Source organism: Haloglomus irregulare (assembly GCF_007421925.1).
GTDB lineage: Archaea > Halobacteriota > Halobacteria > Halobacteriales > Haloarculaceae > Haloglomus > Haloglomus irregulare.
The window spans coordinates 430,289-448,117 of record NZ_QMDX01000001.1 but is presented as its reverse complement, the minus strand read 5'-3'; the positions used below and the strand labels follow the sequence as shown (position 1 = coordinate 448,117).

At 74.5% G+C, this 17,829-nt stretch carries 14 protein-coding genes; 10 read left to right on the top strand and 4 right to left on the bottom strand.

From position 1 onward, the window contains the following. Positions 1–3 precede the first annotated feature (3 nt). The 4 genes from DP107_RS02365 (at position 4) to DP107_RS02350 (ending at position 3,843) form a co-directional block, all read left to right on the top strand. The gene (locus DP107_RS02365) at positions 4–705 is read left to right on the top strand and encodes a cobalamin biosynthesis protein (protein WP_144260523.1); all 702 of its coding nucleotides are present in this window, start codon (positions 4–6) and stop codon (positions 703–705) included. Positions 706–883: 178 nt separating this feature from the next. Next, a complete protein-coding gene (locus DP107_RS02360; protein ID WP_144260522.1) occupies positions 884–2,134 on the top strand; it encodes a CbiX/SirB N-terminal domain-containing protein in 1,251 nt (416 codons plus the stop codon). Between the two features lie 37 nt (positions 2,135–2,171). Next, the gene (locus DP107_RS02355; protein WP_144260521.1) at positions 2,172–2,549 is read left to right on the top strand and encodes a DUF3209 family protein; all 378 of its coding nucleotides are present in this window, start codon (positions 2,172–2,174) and stop codon (positions 2,547–2,549) included. After that, complete coding sequence (locus DP107_RS02350; RefSeq protein WP_144260520.1) at positions 2,536–3,843, top strand: outer membrane protein assembly factor BamB family protein; 1,308 nt, start codon at positions 2,536–2,538, stop codon at positions 3,841–3,843. The genes DP107_RS02355 and DP107_RS02350 overlap by 14 nt, the downstream gene beginning before the upstream one ends. Positions 3,844–3,918: 75 nt before the next feature. Here the strand turns inward: DP107_RS02350 and DP107_RS02345 are convergent, their stop codons facing one another. From DP107_RS02345 to DP107_RS02335, 3 genes are read right to left on the bottom strand one after another with little or no spacing between them, the layout of a single operon-like run. Next, positions 3,919–4,671 carry a CbtA family protein gene (locus DP107_RS02345; RefSeq protein WP_144260519.1) on the bottom strand — a complete coding sequence of 251 codons (753 nt, stop codon included), beginning with the start codon at positions 4,669–4,671 and terminating at the stop codon, positions 3,919–3,921. Further along, positions 4,671–4,877, bottom strand: a complete 207-nt coding sequence (locus DP107_RS02340) for a CbtB domain-containing protein (RefSeq protein WP_144260518.1) — start codon at positions 4,875–4,877, stop codon at positions 4,671–4,673. The genes DP107_RS02345 and DP107_RS02340 overlap by 1 nt, the downstream gene beginning before the upstream one ends. A gap of 52 nt (positions 4,878–4,929) precedes the next feature. After that, entirely contained in the window at positions 4,930–7,179 is a 2,250-nt protein-coding gene (locus DP107_RS02335; RefSeq protein ID WP_144260517.1) for a VWA domain-containing protein, read from the bottom strand. 34 nt (positions 7,180–7,213) lie between these two features. On the opposite strand from DP107_RS02335, the gene cobN reads away from it, so the two are divergent. From cobN to DP107_RS02320, 3 genes are read left to right on the top strand one after another with little or no spacing between them, the layout of a single operon-like run. Further along, positions 7,214–11,167 carry a cobaltochelatase subunit CobN gene (gene cobN, locus DP107_RS02330; RefSeq protein WP_144260516.1) on the top strand — a complete coding sequence of 1,318 codons (3,954 nt, stop codon included), beginning with the start codon at positions 7,214–7,216 and terminating at the stop codon, positions 11,165–11,167. Continuing rightward, complete coding sequence (locus DP107_RS02325) at positions 11,157–11,993, top strand: precorrin-8X methylmutase (RefSeq protein ID WP_144260515.1); 837 nt, start codon at positions 11,157–11,159, stop codon at positions 11,991–11,993. The genes cobN and DP107_RS02325 overlap by 11 nt, the downstream gene beginning before the upstream one ends. Continuing rightward, positions 11,990–12,799 carry a cobalt-precorrin-7 (C(5))-methyltransferase gene (locus tag DP107_RS02320; RefSeq protein WP_144260514.1) on the top strand — a complete coding sequence of 270 codons (810 nt, stop codon included), beginning with the start codon at positions 11,990–11,992 and terminating at the stop codon, positions 12,797–12,799. Before DP107_RS02325 ends, DP107_RS02320 begins: the two co-directional genes overlap by 4 nt. An 88-nt stretch (positions 12,800–12,887) precedes the next feature. Here the strand turns inward: DP107_RS02320 and DP107_RS02315 are convergent, their stop codons facing one another. After that, positions 12,888–13,673: a CbiX/SirB N-terminal domain-containing protein gene (locus DP107_RS02315; protein WP_144260513.1), complete on the bottom strand. Its 786-nt coding sequence runs from the start codon at positions 13,671–13,673 to the stop codon at positions 12,888–12,890. A gap of 174 nt (positions 13,674–13,847) precedes the next feature. On the opposite strand from DP107_RS02315, the gene DP107_RS02310 reads away from it, so the two are divergent. Genes DP107_RS02310 through DP107_RS02300 form a run of 3 tightly spaced genes read left to right on the top strand, consistent with a single transcriptional unit; the run spans position 13,848 to position 17,815 of the window. Beyond that, entirely contained in the window at positions 13,848–14,927 is a 1,080-nt protein-coding gene (locus tag DP107_RS02310; protein WP_144260512.1) for a nicotinate-nucleotide--dimethylbenzimidazole phosphoribosyltransferase, read from the top strand. Beyond that, positions 14,924–16,225 carry a cobyrinic acid a,c-diamide synthase gene (locus DP107_RS02305; RefSeq protein WP_144260511.1) on the top strand — a complete coding sequence of 434 codons (1,302 nt, stop codon included), beginning with the start codon at positions 14,924–14,926 and terminating at the stop codon, positions 16,223–16,225. Before DP107_RS02310 ends, DP107_RS02305 begins: the two co-directional genes overlap by 4 nt. After that, positions 16,226–17,815 carry a cobyric acid synthase gene (locus DP107_RS02300; protein ID WP_144260510.1) on the top strand — a complete coding sequence of 530 codons (1,590 nt, stop codon included), beginning with the start codon at positions 16,226–16,228 and terminating at the stop codon, positions 17,813–17,815. The last annotated feature ends 14 nt before the right edge of the window (positions 17,816–17,829 follow it).

Genomic DNA, 17,829 nt, shown 5'->3' with positions numbered 1-17,829 from the left:
CGGATGAGCGACGCACCCGCGGCCGGGGACCACGACCCGCCACGGGACCTGCTCGCGGCCCACCCCGAGACGGCGTACTTCTGGGGCCGGGTCGCCGGCGACGGCGACCTCACGGGCGAGCGCGTCCGTGTCCGTGCCGCCGAGGAGTCAGTCGCCCGCCGGCTCGCGGCCATCGCTGGCGACGACGGCCGCCTCGCGGGCGAGCGCACGGTCGAGCGGCCGTACGCCCACGACGCCTCGCTCGCGCGTGTCGAGGACGAGTACACCGTGAAGGTGTTCGGCGGGGCCGCCGACCGCGCCGCCGCGGCGTTCGGTCTCCCCATCGACGGGACCGACGGCGGCTACCGGCTCGACGCGCTGGCCGACCACGACCGGCAGCTACTGCGCGGACTCATAGAAGCCGCGGGGACCGTCTGCTTCCGCGAGTCCGAGGGCGTCGTGGGCGTCTCCTTCGTCCACGAGGCCCGCCCGCTGCTGGAGTGGGTCCGGGAGGCGCTCGCCGACCACGGCTTCGGGAGCGACGAGCTCTCCGAGACCTCGTCGGGCGGCTACTGGTTCGGCGTCGCCGACACCGACACCGCCGCCTTCGGCGAGTGGGTCTACGAGGGCAGCGACGCGACGGGCCTCTACGCCGACGACCGCCGGACGAAACTGCTCCGGAGCATCGAGCGCGCCGCCAGCGTCTCGAACGCGGGGGGTGACTGACCGTGCCACGTCCGAGACACGCCGCTCCGGCACGGAGATGCGTCCATCGCCGCGGGCCACGTCGGGTGGGACCGGAAGGGGCCGCGCGCTCGACCCTGCCCGGGCGAGGCCGTCCCGAGAGCCCCCGGTTCGGGTCGAGGGGAGTGCCACGGCGACCGTCCACAGGAGGTGTTCCGGCATGAGCGACGCCCCGCCGGGTCCGAGTCCGACGGAGAGCCCGGAGCTGCCGGACCGGCTGGACGACGAGGCGATCCTCCTCGTCGGCCACGGCTCCCGCCGCGAGAAGTCCAACGAGCAGGTCCGGGAGCTGGCCGTGATGCTGGAGGAGCGGCTGGGCATTCCCGTCGACGCGGGCTTCCTCGAGCTCGCGGAGCCGGCCATCCCGGAGGCGCTCGGCGGCCTCGTCCCCAGCGTCTCGCAGGTGACGGTCGTCCAGCTGTCGCTGTTCGCCGCCAGCCACGTCAAGAACGACGTGCCGCTGGCCGTCGACCAGGCACGCACGGACCACCCCGAGGCGACGTTCCACGTCGGCGGGCATCTCGGCGTCCACCCGGCGCTGGTGGACCTGCTGGACGACCGCGCGGCCGCCGTCGAGGCCGAACTGGGCGTGGACCGCTCTTGCGACGACGTGGCGGTCGCGCTCTGTGCGCGGGGCTCCTCGGACCCGGACGCCAACGCCGACGTGCACAAGCTCGCGCGGCTGCTCCACGAGGGCCGCGAGTTCACCCGCGTCGACCCCACGTTCATCGGCGTCACGGAGCCGACGCTTTCCGAGACGCTCCACCGGACGGCCAAATCGCGCCCGGACGCGGTCGTCGTGCTGCCGTACATGCTCGGCGACGGCGTGCTGACGGGCCGCATCCGTGACGGCGCCGACGAGTTCGACGCCGACTACCCGTACGTCGACGCCGCCGCGGGGGACCCGCTGGGCACCGACGACCGGCTGCTGGACACCCTGGGCGACCGCTGGCAGGCCGCCCGCACGGACAGCGTCGAGATGTCCTGTGACACCTGCAAGTACAAGGTCGAACTCGACGGCTACGAGCGGGACGTCGGCGGCGCCCGCGCCCAACTGCGCGCGCTCACCCATCTGGAGACCCACGCCGACCGCGAGGACGTCGACGACGACCCACACGTCCACGACCATCCCGACAAGCACGTCGCGGTCTGTACGAACACGACCTGCGCCGCGGACGGCGCGCCGGCGGTCCTCGAACGGCTCCGCCAGGGCGTCCGCGACTCGGACGCCTGTGATGCGCGTGTCACCCGCACCTCCTGTCTCGGGCGCTGTGGCGACGGTCCCATCGTCGCCGTCTACCCGGACGGCGTCTGGTACGGTGATGTCGACCCCGAGGACGCCGAGCGCGTCGTCGGCGACCACCTCGACCGCGACCGCATCGTCAGCGACCTCGTCGACGGCACGCTGTAGCACCGCCCGCCCACCGACCCACTGTCACGATACAACCATGACCTGTCACGAACTCGAAGCCCTGCGACTCGGCCTGATGAACGTCCTCGGCACGACCGACCGGAGCGCCCGCGAGCACGCCCAGAAGGAACTCGAGGGGCATCTGGAGGGCCCCATCGGCGCGCTCGCCGAGGCGGACGACCTCGCGGCGATCGAGCGCCACCTCGACGCCGCGCTGGTCGACTTGGAGGAGGAGGTCGCCGCGGCGGACGAAACGACGGACCGGTACGACTACCTCCGCGGGCGGCTCGTCGCGGTCCGGGACGCCGAGCGCGCGGTCCGCCGGCTCACCGCACAGGGGGAGTCCGTCCTCGCGGGCATGGACGACGCGCATCACCTGCTCCACGAGGCGTTCCCCGTCGATGACGACGACTGACCCCACGGTCGACGACGACCTCACACCGACCGCGACCGTTCCGCTTGCCGAGGTCGACCCCGCACGCTCGCGTCACGCCGGCCGGCGGTCGGCCGTCGCGCTCGTCGACGGTGCCGACGGCCCGCTGGCGGTCGCGGGGCTCGCGGACGGCTCGCTGGTCGCGGTCGGACCGGACGGCGACGAGCGCTGGCGCCACGTGCCCGAGATGGCGGGTAGCGTCGTCACCCTCGTGCCGTTCGGCAACGGCGTGCTCGCCGGTGAGCGCGGTGCCGCCGGGACGGTGCGCTACCACGACACTGCGACGGGCGACCCCCGGTGGCGCCACGAGGCCGCCACCGACGTCGGCGCCCCACAGCGGGAGTCGCGGTTCTACCTCCCGTTCGTCGTGAGCGCGGCCACGACGACCGTCGACGGCGAGCCCCGCGCGTTCGTCGCCGTCCGGCGGTACGAGCGTACCGGGGAGCCCTCGCCGCGGCAGTTCGAGAGCGTCGTCTACGCGTTCACCCCGGACGGTACGGTCGCGTGGCGCCAGGCCGCCGCCGCCTCGCCCATCGCCGTCGACGCGGCCGGGGGGCGCGTGGCCGTCGCCTACAACCGCTGTCCCGACCCCGAGGCGCACGACGACGGCCTCGTCGTCCTCGAGGCGGCCGACGGCACCGAGCGCCTGCGCTGGGACCCCGCCGACGCGATGGCCGGACCACCCGGGCAGCGGCGCGTCGGCGACGTCTCGTTGACCCCCGACGGGCCGGTGCTGGCGAGCCACGCCGACTACCGGGGGTACGCGCTGGGCCGGGAGGGCGACGTGCGCTGGCGGCTCGACCTCGCGCGGCCCGTCGAGCGGGCGGTCGAGGGCGGAAGCGACACCGTCTACGCGTACCCGAACCACGTCCACGCGACCGCGATGGGGGCGCTCCTCGTCACCGGCAACACGTACCCAGAGGACGGCCGCGAGACCGCCGCGCGTCATCCCCGCGAGCACACCGCCGTCGGGGTCGACCCCGACGGAACGGAGCGATGGACGGCCTCCGTCGGCGGCTTCGCGACCGGCATCGGAACCGACGGGACCCACGTTGCGGTCCCTGCCTCCCAGCACTTCCGCGACCGGGACGCGACGACCCACGCGGTCCAGCAGGTCGCCCTCGCCGAGGGTCCGACCGGGGCCAGGACGACGGACGGTATCGCCACCTGTGCGGCGACCGCCGACGGGCTGGTCGCGGCGGTCGAGGAGCCGGTCGTCTACCACGACGAGGGCGTCGAACACGGCGCCTACCGGCTGCATCTGTTCGAGGCGTAGCCGTCCGATTCCCGATGTTCGGGCCGTTCGACGGGAGAGATTCGTGAGGAAAGTACGGGTGAGCTTCGCCCGTGATCAGTCGCTCGGCGCGACCGTCGGGCCGGCGGTGACGGTCGCGTCGCGGTCGAGCCCCCGGCGGTGGAGCCGGGCGAAGACCGTCGTCAGGACGAGCCACAGGCCGACCTGCCCGCTGAGGACGACACCCCGGTAGGCCGCGACCAGCGGGCCCGAGCCGCCGACGGCGGGGGCGACGACCGGCAGAGCGAGCAGCGCCGCGAGCGGCAGCGCGGCCACGGCGACGGCAACCCGCCGGTCGCGACCGGCGTCCGCCAACCGACCGTAGAGGGCGCCGCCGAGGAGACAGGCCGCGGCCCCCGCCAGCAGCGCGGCGCCGTACCAGAGGCCGCGCGCCTCGAGCGGCGCCCCCTCGACGCCCGGCGGCTGCGGGGGCACCGCGAGCCAGGGCGCGCCCGACACCGTCACCAGCCCGGCCGCACCGAGCAGAAGGATCGAGCTGTCGCCCGCCCCCGGGATGGCAGGCTCCAGCAGGTAGTACGCGACGCCGAAGCCGACGCCGAGTAGGACACCCCAGCCGACGCCACCGAGGAGGTTCGTGACGGTCGACAGCGCCGACGCCGGCAGTTCGGCCGGCCCGACGGCGACGTGGGCCGCGTGCTCGTCGCCGTGCTCCCCGCCCGTGTCGTGGTGGCCGGCACGCTCCTCCGCGACGGCGACCAGCGGCGACGCGACGAGGACGACGAACAGGCCGAACGTGAGCCCCGCGACGAGGCCGGCCTTCAGCCCGCGGAGCGCGTACGCGGCGAGCATCAGTGACAGACGATACCGGCAGCGTGGCGCGCGTCGTGGAGCGACTCGTGGACGGCCGGCTCGCCCGCGAACACCAGCAGGACGAGGAGCCCGGCGACCAGCGCGGTCCCGATGGCCAGCTGCGTGGCGGTCAGCGAGGTTCGAGCGGCGGCGATCCGGTCCTGGACGGTCGATGCCCGCGAGGCGGGCGGGGCTGACTGCGACATTGGAAACTACACTTGCAACAGGACAAGCCAGGTTGTAAAACTTTCGAGCGAACTACTCCCTGGTTGTGCTCGCCGCCCCCGCGACGGCGTCGACCCGGTCGGCCGAGAGGGCGTCGAGCCCGACGACGGTCGCCTCGGTCGCCCGGGCCACCGTGTCGACCAGTCCGCGCCCCTCGCCGGCGTCGACGATGAGCGTCCGGTCGGCCGTCTCACCGAGCGCGGCGGCCGCCTCGCGGGTCGTCGCGGTCGGGCTCCCGTCCGTGGCGTTCGCCCGGCCGTCGGTAACGAGGACGACGGCGCTCGCCGTCGGGTCCGCGCGCGCTAGCACCTCGCTCGCGGTCCGCAGCCCGGCGGGCAGCGGCGTCCGGTCGGCCGTCGGCAGCTCCTTCAGGTGTCGTGCCGCCCGACTCGTGCTGTCGGTGGGCGGCAGCACCACCTCCGCGCCGTCACCGGCGAACGTCACCAGGCCCACCTCGTCGCGGGCCGCGTAGGACTCGCGCAGCAGCTCCAGCAGGGTCCCCTTCGCGGCCCGCATCGCCGGCCGCATCGACGCGCTCGCGTCTACGACGAACAGGACGAGCGTCGTCGCGTCGCCCGCCCGGACGGAGGCCCGGAGGTCGCGCTCGGTCACGCCCTCGCGCCCGGCCGACGCCGCTGCCCGGACCGATGCCGCCGCGTCGACCCCATCGTCGCCGTCGGCGTCCGCGCGCCGCGTCCGCACCCTGGGGCCTCCCTCGCCGCCCCGGGCAGTCGCTGACCCGGCACCGGCCCCGTCGTTCGCCTCGGGCGCGTCGGGCATCGGCAGATCCGGCGCTCGCGCCTCGCCCGCCTCGGCGCGGGCCTGGCCCGGGAGCAGCGGGGTCGCGGGTGCTGCCTCGTCGTCCCCTTCGGGGTCGGTCGGGTCGTCGTCACGCTCCGGCTCCGCGCTCGGCGCCTCGTACCCCTCGTCCGTGGCGTCGCCGTCCCGGGGTGTCGGTGTCGGACCGTCCGGTGGCTCCTCGGCGTCGTCCGCGCCCGCCTCACGGTCCGGACTGCCCCCGTCCCGGTCGTCGGCCTCGGGACCGTGCTCGTCGGGACCTGCTCCCCGACCCCCGGGGCCGTCTCCGTCGCCACCCGTCTCACCGTCGCCATCCCCCTGCCCGCCGTCGGTGCCGGGGTCGCCTCCGTCCTCCGTCGGCCCTCCCTCGCCGTCGTCGGCCCCGTCGCTCCCCTCCGCTCCGTCCTCGCCGTCGTCGAACCGCTCGTCCAGCAGGTCCTCGGGCTCGGGGGCGTCCTCGAACGGCGTCGAGCGCAGCCGGTGGGGCAGCGCGAGCTCGGCCGCTCGGCGCACGTCCGGTTCGAGGACGCGGGAGCGGTCGTCCAGCGCGGCGACGGCGAGCGCGGCGCGGGCCGTGGCGATGTCGGCCCGGTGGCCGTCGACGCCCGCGTCCCGGCAGCATTCGGCCACCTCCGCGGCGAACTCGTCCGGGAGGTGGACCTCGTCGGCGGCCAGCCGTTCGCGGGCCCGCCGGAGGTCGGCGGCGTGGTCGGCGTCGGCGCCCGCCGTCTCGTCGGTCGACGCCGCCTCCCCGCGGTCCCGCGCGAGCGCCCCACGGAGCACCCGTACCCGGTCGTCGGTGTCGTCGAGTCCGGTCACGGTCGCCTGGAGGTCGAACCGGTCGCGGAACTGCGGGCGGAGGTCGCCCTCCTCCGGGTTCATCGTCCCGACGAGCGTGAACGCGGCCGGATGCCGGACGGAGACGCCGTCCCGCTCCACCCGGTTGACACCGCTGGCGGCGGCGTCCAGCAGCGCGTCGACGAGGTGGTCGTCCAGCAGGTTCACCTCGTCCACGTAGAGGACACCGCGGTTCGCCCGGGCCAACAGCCCGGGGTCGAACGTCGCCTCGCCCTCCAGGGCGTCGGCGACCGAGAGCGTCCCGACGAGCCGGTCCCGGGTCGCGCCCAGGGGGAGCGTCACCAGCGGCGTCGGACGAGTCCCGACCGGCGGGTCGACCCGCGCCCGGCAGTCCGGGCACTGTGGCGGCGCGGCGGGGTCCGCGTCCGGTTCGGGGTGGCAGCCGAACGGGCAGTCCGCAACGATCCGCTGTTCGGGCAGTAGGTCGGCCAGCGCCCGGACGGCGGTCGACTTGGCGGTCCCCTTCTCGCCGCGGATCAGTAGCCCGGACAGCGCGTCGCTCGCCCCGACTGCGAGTAGAGCCCGCTTGAGCTCTTCCTGCCCGACGACGTCGGTAAGAGACGGCCCCTCGTCACCTTCGGGGGGTTTGCCCCCCGATAGGCTTTTGTTGCGGGCGAAATCAACCATAGTTGTCCGATTGCAACGGAGGTTTAACAACATTATGCCTACCATCGGCCTGTACACGGCGACGGAGAACGAACTGGGCGCGGTCGGCCGGGCGGCCGCGGAGGTCGACGCCGACCTCATCGTGCGGTCCGAGAGCGACCTCGACGGCCCCGAGGACGCGGACGCGTTCGTCGACGAACTGACCGACGCGACCGTAGTGGTGCTCTGGCTCCACGGCGCGGAGGACTCGATGCCCGGCTACGGGCACGCGGTCGAGCGGCTGCGCGAGGCGGGCGTCCCGCTGGTCGTGAAGGCGACCGGCGACGCCTTCGCCATCGAGGACACCAGCGTCGACGGCGACACCCGCGAGCGGGTCTGTGACTACCTCGACCGCGGCGGCACCGCGAACGTCGCCAACTGCATCCGCTACCTGGTGGACCGGTTCGGCGACGAGACGCGCGAGTACGACGACCCCGTCCCGCTCCCGACGGAGGGCGTCTACCACCCCGACCACCCGGGCGCGAGTTACGAGGAACTGGCCGCGACGCTCGACCCGGACACGCCGACGGTCGGCGTCTGGTTCTACGAGTCCCACTGGACCCACGAGAACCTCCGCTACGTCGACGCGCAGGTCCGGGCCATCGAGTCGCAGGGGGCCGACGCGCTTCCCGTCTTCTGCAACCCCGCCGAGGACGACCCGGACCAGCACGATGCCGAGTGGGTCGTCGACAACTGGCTGACGGACGAGACGGGCGACCCCATCGTCGACGCGATGCTCTCGTCGTTCATGTTCTCGCTCTCGATGGACGAGCGCGGCCGCAGCGCCGACGACGAGGGCGGCGGCGACGTCTTCCTCGACCGGCTCGGCGTACCGGTCATCCAGACGGTGACGACGATGCGCTCGCGGTCACGCTACGACTCCAGCGATACGGGCGTGATGGGTTTCGAACTCGCCCTGTCCGTCGCGCTCCCGGAGTTCGACGGTAACGTCATCACCCATCCCATCAGTGGGAAGGAGCGAACCGACGACGAGGCCGGCATCGGTACCGCACCGAAACAGCATTTCCCGATCGAGGACCGGGTGAGCCACGCCGCGAGCCTGGCCGTCAACTGGGCCCGGCTCCGGCATACCCAGAACGCGGACAAGCAGGTCGCCGTCGTCCTCCACAACTACCCGCCCAGCGACGACGGCATCGGGACCGCGTTCGGCCTCGACTCGCCGGCGAGCACGGTCAACCTGCTCGAAGAGCTGGACGACCGGGGCTACGACCTCGGCGGCAGGGGGGGAGCCGACCCCCTTCCGGAGAGCGGCCAGGCGCTCGTCGAGCGCCTGACCGCCCAGCTGACGCTCGATGACCGCTGGGTCGCGCCCGAGGACGTGCGCGAGCTCTCGGTCGACACGGTCGCCCCCGACACCTACGCCGACTGGTTCGCCGATATGGACCCCTCGTTCCGCGAGAACGTCGTCGCGGAGTGGGGCGACCCGCCCGGGCGCCCGTTCGCCATCCCCGGCGTCGAGTTCGGGAACGTCCTCGTCACGGTCCAGCCCCCGCGCGGCTTCGGGATGGACCCCTCGAAGGTCTACCACGACTCGGACCTCCAGCCGCCCCACGACTACGCCGCGTTCTACGGCTGGCTCCGCCACGAGTTCGACGCCGATGCCGTCGTCCACCTGGGCACGCACGGCTCGCTGGAGTGGCTCCCGGGCAAGACGGTCGGCCTGGACGGCGAGAGCGCCCCCGACGCGCTGGTGGGCGACCTCCCGAACGTCTACCCGTACATCGTCAACAACCCCGGCGAGGGGACGCAGGCGAAACGGCGTTCCTACGCCGCCGTCGTGGACTACCTCACCCCGCCGATGGCCAACGCGGGGACCTACGACGAACTGGCCGAGCTGGAGGAGCTGGCCAGCGAGTACCGCGAGGCCGGCACGACCGGCGCGCGCCCGGACGAGGGGCAGGCCCTCGAGGAGCGCATCCGGGCGGCCGTCGACGACGCCGACCTCGCGGTGGAACTCGGTATCGCGGGCGAGATCGACGAGCAGGCGGACGTCCGCGGCCCCGACGAGGCGGGGACGACGCTCGCGGCGGGCGAGGTGGCGGGTGACGAGGCCGACATCGACGACCTCGTCGCGCGGATCCACGACTACCTGACGGACGTGAAGACGACACAGATCCGGATGGGGCTGCACACGATGAGCGAGCCCCCGGCCGGCGACCGCCTCGTCGAGTATCTGGTCGCGCTGACGCGGCTGGAGAACCCGGGCGCGCCGAGCCTCCGCGACAGCGTGGCCGGCACCCTCGGTGTCGACCCGGACCGGATGCTCGACGCGCCGGGCGCCTACGACGACGACCTCGGGACGACCTACGCGGAGGCCGCCGACGCGGTGTACGAGACCTGCTGTGAACTGGTCGAGACCCTCGCGGCCCACGAGTTCGACCTGCCCGCCTCGGAGGCCGAGGCCGGCCCCGGCGAGACGAACCTGAACCTCCTCGTGGTCGACATCGACCCGCTCGGGGACGCCCGGGCGCGGCCGGGCGCCCACGACGACCTCCGCGAGGCCCTGCAGTTCATCTGCGAGGAGGCCGCGCCGCGGGTGGGTGGCGCCCGACAGGAGGTTCCGCGGACCGCGGACGCGCTGGCCGGCGAGTACATCCCGCCGGGCGGGAGCGGCGCACCCACCCGCGGCGGCGCCGACCTGCTGCCGACGGGGCGGAACTTCTACACGCTGGACCCGCGGAAGGTGCCCGCGAAGCACGCCTACGACGCCGGGAAGAAGGTCGCCGATGGCGTGGCCGAGCGACACCACGACGAGCAGGCGGCACGAAGCGCCGCCGAACGGTCGAGCGGCGAGCGGAGCGAGCCGCGAGACGAGGGCGAGTACCCGGAGGAGGTCGGCGTCGTCGCGTGGGGCACCCCGACGGTCCGCACGCGCGGCGAGACGGTCGGCCAGGTGCTCGCGCTGATGGGCGTTCGCCCGGTCTGGACCGACGCCGGCCGCGTCGACGACGTGGAGGCGATTCCGCTCGACGAACTGGGGCGGCCGCGCATCGACGTGACCACGCGCGTCTCGGGGCTGTTCCGGGACGCCTTCCCCGCGGCCGCCGGCGTCGTCCACGACGCCGTCGACCTCGTGGCCGACCTGGACGAGCCCCACGAGATGAACTTCGTGAGGAAGCACGTCGAGGAGGAGGCCGAGGACCTCGCGGCCGACGGGCTGGACCCGGACGACGCGCGCTCGGCCGCCAAACAGCGCGTCTTCACCACCCGGCCCGGCGGCTACGGCGCCGGGACGAACAAGGCGGTCGACGAGGGCAACTGGGACGACCGAAGCGACCTCGCGGAGGTGTACGTCCAGTGGGGCGGCTACGCGATGGGCTCGCGCGGGACGGTGAGCGAGGCCCACGACGCCTTCGAGCGCCGCCTCGGGAGCGTCGAGGCCACCGTCAAGATCGAGGACACCGCCGAGCAGGACGAGTTCGACTCCTCGGACTGGTACGCCTTCCACGGCGGCTTCATCACCGCCGTCGCCGAGACCGCCGGCGAGGAGCCCGCCTCCTACGTCGGGGACACCTCGGACCCGTCGCGGGTCGACGTCTACACGAACGAGGAGAAGGTCCGCAAGGCGATGCGGGCCCGCGTCCTCAACCCGGCGTGGCTGGAGTCGATGGAGGAACACGGCTACAAGGGCGCCGGCGACCTCTCGACCACGGTCGACGTGGTGCTGGGCTGGGACGCAACCACCGGCGTCATCAGCGACGGGCTCTGGGACGACGTGGCCGAGAAGTTCGCGCTCGACGAGGAGCGCCAGGAGTGGCTCCAGGAGGTGAACCCGTGGGCGCTTGAGTCCATCACGGACACGCTGCTGGAGGCGGCCGAGCGCGGCCTCTGGGACGCCGACGACGCGATGCTGGACGACCTGCGCGACGCCAACCTCCGTGCCGACGGGGCCGTCGAGGCGCGTGACGCGGGCGGCACGACCCCGGAGGTGACCAGCGATGACGACTGAGGAGACGGCGACCGACGGGGGGGCTGCGGCCGACGACGGCGTCGAGGCGTACGCCGACCTCGGCGCGACGACGGAGAACGCGATGGAGATCGCCGAGACGAGCATGGATCGGGTCCACGAACTGGTCCCGCAGGAGACGCTGGCCGACCGGTTCCGCGCGAAGGCGGTCCACGCGACGGGCGACCCCGAGTTCCAGCATCTCGTCCGGTTCACCGGCGCCGACGAGTCCGAACCCGCTCGCGCCGGCGCCCGCGCGGTGCTTGCCGAGGCACCAATCGTGACGGACATCACGATGGTCAAGTCCGGCATCACGGGCCGCGGGCACTCCTGCGAGGTGCGGAAGGCCATCGGCAACGGGGCGGAGCTGGCGGCGGAGACGGGGATGACCCGGACCGCCGCCTCCGTGCTCGAACTCGACCGGCAGGGCGTCTACGACGGCGCCATCGCGGTCGTCGGCAACGCGCCGACGGCGGCACTGGCCCTGGCCGACTGCATCGAGGACGGCACGCGGCCCGCCGCCGTCGTCGCCACGCCCGTCGGCTTCGTGAAGGCCGCCGACTCCCGGAAACGGCTCCGCGAGGTCGCCGACGAGCACGGCGTGCCCGCCATCACGAACGTCGGGCGTCGCGGCGGCAGCGGCCTCGCCGCGGGTCTGACGAACGAACTCGTCCACGTGGCGAGCGACGCTCGCGAGGGGGCGGTCTCGGTAGCGACCGCGAGCCGGTCGAGCGGGGAGAGCGGGGGCGAAGCCCCCGACGAGCGGCAGCGCCGCGAGGCCAGCGACCCGCGAGACGACCGTGCGGCAGACCCGGAGGACGGCCAGTGAGCGACGCCGAGGACCCGGAGCCGTCCGACGACGGCTTCGACGACCCGACCGCCTTCGCCGCGCGAGCACCCGAGCCGGCCGGTACCGGCGGTCGGCAGACCGACGCCAGCACCGAGGACGGCGACGACCCGCCCGTGTTCGCGGTCGGCGTCGGGCCCGGGAACCCGGAGTACCTGGTTCCCCGCGCCCGGCGCGCCGTCCGCGAGGCCGACGTGCTGGTGGGTTTCGAGACGGTCGTCGACGTGGTCCGCGAGCACGCGACCGGCGAGGTGCTCGAATGCGGCTACCGCGACCAGGCCGAGACCCTGGCGACGTTCGCCGACCGCGTCCGGGAGGGCGCCCGCGGGACGGCCCTCCTGATGGGTGACCCGAACCACTCGGGCTACCAGCTGGTCGGGCGGGTCGAGCGCCACGTCGACCGACCCGTTCGCGTCGTCCCGGGCATCTCCTCGCTCCAGCTCGCGGCCTCGCGGGCCCGGACGCCGATGGAGGAGAGCACGTTCGTCACGCTCCACCGCCGCGGCGACCTGACCGAGGCGCGCGAGCGGCTCCGGCGCGATGTCGGCGACCGCCACCTGCTCGTGCTGCCCCGGCCGTTCGACCTGATGCCCGGCGACATCGCCGCGGACCTGCTCGATGCGGGTGCGGCCCCGACACTCCCGGCGCTCGTGCTGGAGCGGCTCACGCACGACGACGAGGCGGTCACGCGGTCGACGCTCGGCGCGCTCGCCGAGCACGCGGGCGGAGAGGGGCGGGAGGACACGCCGTTCTCGGACCTGTCGGTGCTGGTCGTGCGCCGGGCGTAGCGACCCGGATAACGGTACTGGGCCCTGTTTTACGCGCTTGTTCTCCCCATATCCGACGGAAACGGGGAGCTGAGAGGAAATATCCGGGTTACAGCGACCGCCCGTCGCCGTCCGTCGCGAGCTGCTGGGCCTCCGCAGCGAGTTCGTCCTCGAACGAGACCGTGGGGCCGTCCTCGCCCGCGCGGCGCTCGGCCACCCGGGCCGCGATGGCGTCCGTGACGGCGGGGTGGTCCCCGAGCGGGTCGGCGTAGGCCAGCCCGCCGCGGTCGAGCTCGAGCTTCCGGGGCATCCGGTCGGTCGTCGCGGCCGAGGGGACCAGCGGCAGTGGTACCGCGACGGCCCGGTCGTTGTTCAGCTGGTAGCGGGCGCACTCGACGGCCGGGTTCTGGAGGAGAAAGGCGCTGGTGACCTGGCCGTACGGGGTGGCCTCGCGGAGCCGCGCGGCGTGGTAGTCGGCGGCCTGGCGCTCGAACGGCTGGTCGCCGCTACCCAGCCCCACGAGCAGGAGCGAGGCGTCCCGGCCCGGTTCGACCTGCTCGGCCGCGCGCGCGGCGAGCGCGTCCGTCACGCCGGGCGAGGGGCCCGCGGGCTCGCAGTAGCGGACGGCCCCGTCGAGCGCGTCGAACGCGGTCGGCACGCCGTCCGTGGTGGCCCGGGCGTGGGCCGCCCGCACCGGGACGACGAAGACCCGGTCCGCCTCGACGCTGGCGAACCGCGCGCGCAACTCGCGGCCCGGCTCCTCCACCCAGGTGGCGACGTGGACCGCGTCCGCCAGTTCCTGTTCGCGCAGCCGGCGGGCGTGGGTCCCCAGCACGCCCGCGGCCGCCGGCGACTCCCGTGCGACCAGCACCAGCGCGTCGGTAGTCCGTGTCACTGTTGAAAGCTCGCTTGGTTTACACCAAGTCGGGTTGTATACTTGCGTGAGTGTGCGTGCCACATATAGCTGGTGGTGGGGTATCGGCGCCCGCCTGCCGACGGATTCAAGTTCGTTTGTCCACAGAACAAACGTAGTGATTCGACACGCGACCGACGGGCCACGGGGGCGCCCATGACCCGGTTCGTCCTCGTCGCCGGCGGGACCGAGACCGCGCGCATCGATGGCATCAGCGCCGCGGGCGCCGACCCGGCGCTGATGGCCCACACACCGAGCGCCGACGCCGAGATCCTCCTGCACGGGTCCCCCACGACGGCCCCTGTCGTCCCGGTCAGTCCCTCCGGTTGCCCGACCCCGGCGGTCGTGACCCGCGCCGTGCGCGAGCGACTGGGGTTCGACGCGTCGGTCGTCGACGCCGGCCTCGTGGCCCCGACCGGCGCGGCGTCGACGACCGTCGCCGACGGCCCGGGCGCGGACGTCCGTGACGCCGAGGCGGTCCCGGACGCCGACGGGATCGTCGACCGTGCTCGTGAGCACGGGCGGACGCTCGCCGACGAGACGGACGACCTGTGGCTGGCCGAGACGGTTCCCGGTGGGACCACGACGGCGTTCGGCGTCCTCGCGGCGCTCGGCGAGCGCGCGCCGGTTTCGTCGTCGCTGGCGGCGAACCCACTCGACCTGAAGCGGCGCGTGGTTCGCGAGGGGCTCGACGCCAGCGGGCTCGACCCCGGTGACCGCTCCGGGGCCCCCGTCGCCGCGGTCCGGACGATGGGCGACCCGACGCTGGCGGCGACCCTCGGACTGGTGCAGGGCGCGACCGCGGCGGGTGCCGACGTGACGCTGGCGGGCGGCACCCAGCAGGCGGCGGCGGCGCTGCTGGCCCGACACGCCGGCGTCGACGCCGACCTGACGCTCGCGACGACCGCGTTCGTCGCCGCCGACGGGAGCGCCGACCTCCGGGGCCTGTCCGACGCCGCCGACGCCACGGTGCGGGTGACCGACCCGGCGTTCGACGGACGCGACCACCCCGCGATGCGGGCGTACGCCCGCGGCGAGGCGAAGGAGGGCGTCGGTATGGGCGGCGCGCTGGCGCTGGCCACGGACGCCGGTCTCGACATGGGCGCGGTCCGCAAGCGGGTCCGGGTCGTCTACGACCGCCTGCTGGCCGACGTGGGGACGGGCCACGCGACGGCCGACGGCGGGCCGGCGGCCGGAGCTGGGGGGACGAATGACGCCGACGGGGGGGACCAATGAGGGGGTTCGTCCTCGCGGGGACGTCCTCTGGCGTCGGGAAGACGGTCGCGACGCTCTCGGTCTGTCGGGCGCTCGCGGACGCGGGCGTCGACGTCCGCGCGGGCAAGGCCGGGCCGGACTTCATCGACCCGAGCCACCACCGCGCCGTCACCGGCCATCCGTCGCGAACGCTGGACCCGTGGCTCGAGGGCGAGGCGGGCGTCCGCCGGAACTTCCACCGCGACGACGGTGACCTCCGGGTCGTCGAGGGCGTCATGGGCCTGTACGACGGCACCGTCTCCTCGACCGCCGACACCGCCGCGGCGCTTGACCTCCCGGTCGTGCTCGTCGTCGACGCGAAGGCCGGGATGGAGAGCGTCGCGGCGACGGCGCTCGGCTTCCGCGAGTACGCCGCCCACACCGGCCACGACATCGAGGTCGCGGGCGTGCTGGCCCAGCGCGCCCACGGCGGCCGCCACGCCGAGGGGGTCCGCGAGGCGCTCCCCGACGCGTTGACCTGGTTCGGCCGCATCCCCCCCTCCGGCGACCTGGAGGTCCCCGAGCGACACCTCGGCCTCCATATGGGCGACGAGGACCCGCTCCCGGACGCGGCGCTGTCCGATGCCGCCGCGCACGTCCGCGCCGACCGGCTGCTCGACCTCGCACGGGAGGCCCGGCAGCCCGAGACGGGGCCCGCGGCCGGCGACGCCACCGGCAAGCGTGTCGCCGTCGCCCAGGACGCGGCGTTCCGCTTCTGCTACCCGGCGACTCGGGAGCGGCTGGGCGACCGCGCGACGGTCACGACGTTCTCGCCGGTCGCGGGCGACCCGGTGCCCGACTGCGACGGCGTCTACCTCCCCGGCGGCTACCCCGAGCTCCACGCGGCCGCCCTCGCCGCGGGCGGGACGCTCGACGACCTCGGGGCTCGGGCCGCCGACGGGCTCCCCATCCTGGGCGAGTGTGGCGGGCTGATGACGCTGGCCGAGTCGCTGACGACCGATGACGGCACGCACGCCATGGCGGGCGTCCTCCCCGCGGAGGTCGAGATGTGTGACCGCTACCAGGCGCTGGACCACGTCGAACTCGAGCCGCGGGACGGCGCCGCGCTGACGGCCCCCGCCGGGAGGCGCCTGCGCGGCCACGAGTTCCACTACTCGTCGGCGACGCTCGGCCGCGACGCCCGGTTCGCGTTCGACACCGTCCGGGGGGACGGCATCGACGGCGACCACGACGGCCTGGTCGAGCACTGCACGCTGGGGACCTACGCCCACGTCCACGCGGCAAGCGGCGCCTTCGACCGGTTCGTGGAGGCGCTGTAGATGACCGCCGGCGACGAAACCCCCGACGCCCACACCCTGCTCGTCGCGGGCACCGCCAGCCACGTCGGCAAGTCCACCGTCGTCGCGGGCCTCTGCCGGGCGCTGGCCGACGCCGGCGTCGACGTCGCGCCGTTCAAGGCGCAGAACATGAGCAACAACGCCCACGTCGCGCTCCGGCCCGCGCCCGTCCGAGAGGGGGACGACGGGCCAGCCTGGGCGGGCGCCGAGGGCGAGCGCGGCGGGGGCACCTGGGGGGAGATCGGCGTCTCCCAGCACACCCAGGCCCGGGCCGCCCGCGTCGCGCCGACGACGGACCTGAACCCGGTGCTGCTGAAGCCCCGCGGCGACGGCGAGAGCCAGGTCATCGTCGACGGCGTCGCGGTCGGCCACTACAGCGCCGACTCCTACTACGAGGACCACTGGGAGCGGGCCCGCGAGGCGGCGGTCGCGGCCCACCGCCGGCTCGCGGCCGGGCACGACGTCGTCGTCGCGGAGGGGGCCGGGAGCATCGCCGAGATCAACCTCCACGACCGCGACCTCGCCAACATCGAGACGGCGCGGGCGACGGACGCCGAGGTGCTGCTCGTCGCCGACATCGAGCGCGGCGGCGTCTTCGCGTCGCTGGTCGGGACGCTGGAGCTCCTGCCCACGGACGTCCGCGAGCGGGTCGCGGGCGCGGTCATCAACAAGTTCCGGGGCGACCGGTCGCTGCTCGCGCCCGGCATCCAGGCGTTCGAGGACCGGACCGGCGTCCCCGTGCTCGGCGTGCTCCCGTACGACGACCCCGGGCTCCCGGACGAGGACAGCCTCTCGCTGCCGGCCCGCGACGAGCGCGCGCGGCGCGGTGGGGACGACGGCGTCCCCGACGACGCGTCGGTCACCGTCGCCGTCGTCCGGCTCCCCCGGCTCTCGAACGCGACGGACGTGGACCCGCTGGCCCGGACTCCCGGCGTCCGGGTCGCCTTCCGGCCGCCCGGGGCGAGCCTCGCGGACGCCGACGCCGTCCTGCTCCCCGGGACGAAGAACGCGGTCGACGACCTGCTGGCCTGCCGCGAGGCCGGCCTCGGCGACGAACTCCGGGCCTTCGACGGGCCGGTGCTGGGCGTCTGCGGCGGCTACCAGCTCCTCGGACGGCGGCTCGAACGGGTCGAACACGAGAGCACGCACGCCGACGGCACCGTCGAGGGGTTCGGCCTGCTCCCGGTCGTCACGCGCTTTGCGCCCCACAAGCGCGTGACCCGGGCCGAGCACGACCTGACGCCGGCCGGCCCGTTCTCGGCCGCCGGGGTCGGCCCGGACGGCCCGCCGACGGTCTCGGGTTACGAGATCCACGCCGGCGAGACGACCGCACTCGACCCCGTCGGGCGGCCGGTCGGCCCCGCCAGCGCCGCCCGAGGGAACGCCGCCGGGACGTACTGTCACGGCCTGTTCGAGCGCCCCGGGCCCCGCCGGGCGCTCCTGGCGCCGCTGTTCGACGGCTCGCCCCCCTCGACCGAGACGCGCGACCCGCTGGCGGCGGCCGCGAGTCTCGTCCGCGGGCTGGACCTCGGTGGGATGGCGTCGCTCCCGGCGCTCGACGGGCCCGGGTGAGCGCCGTTCGACCC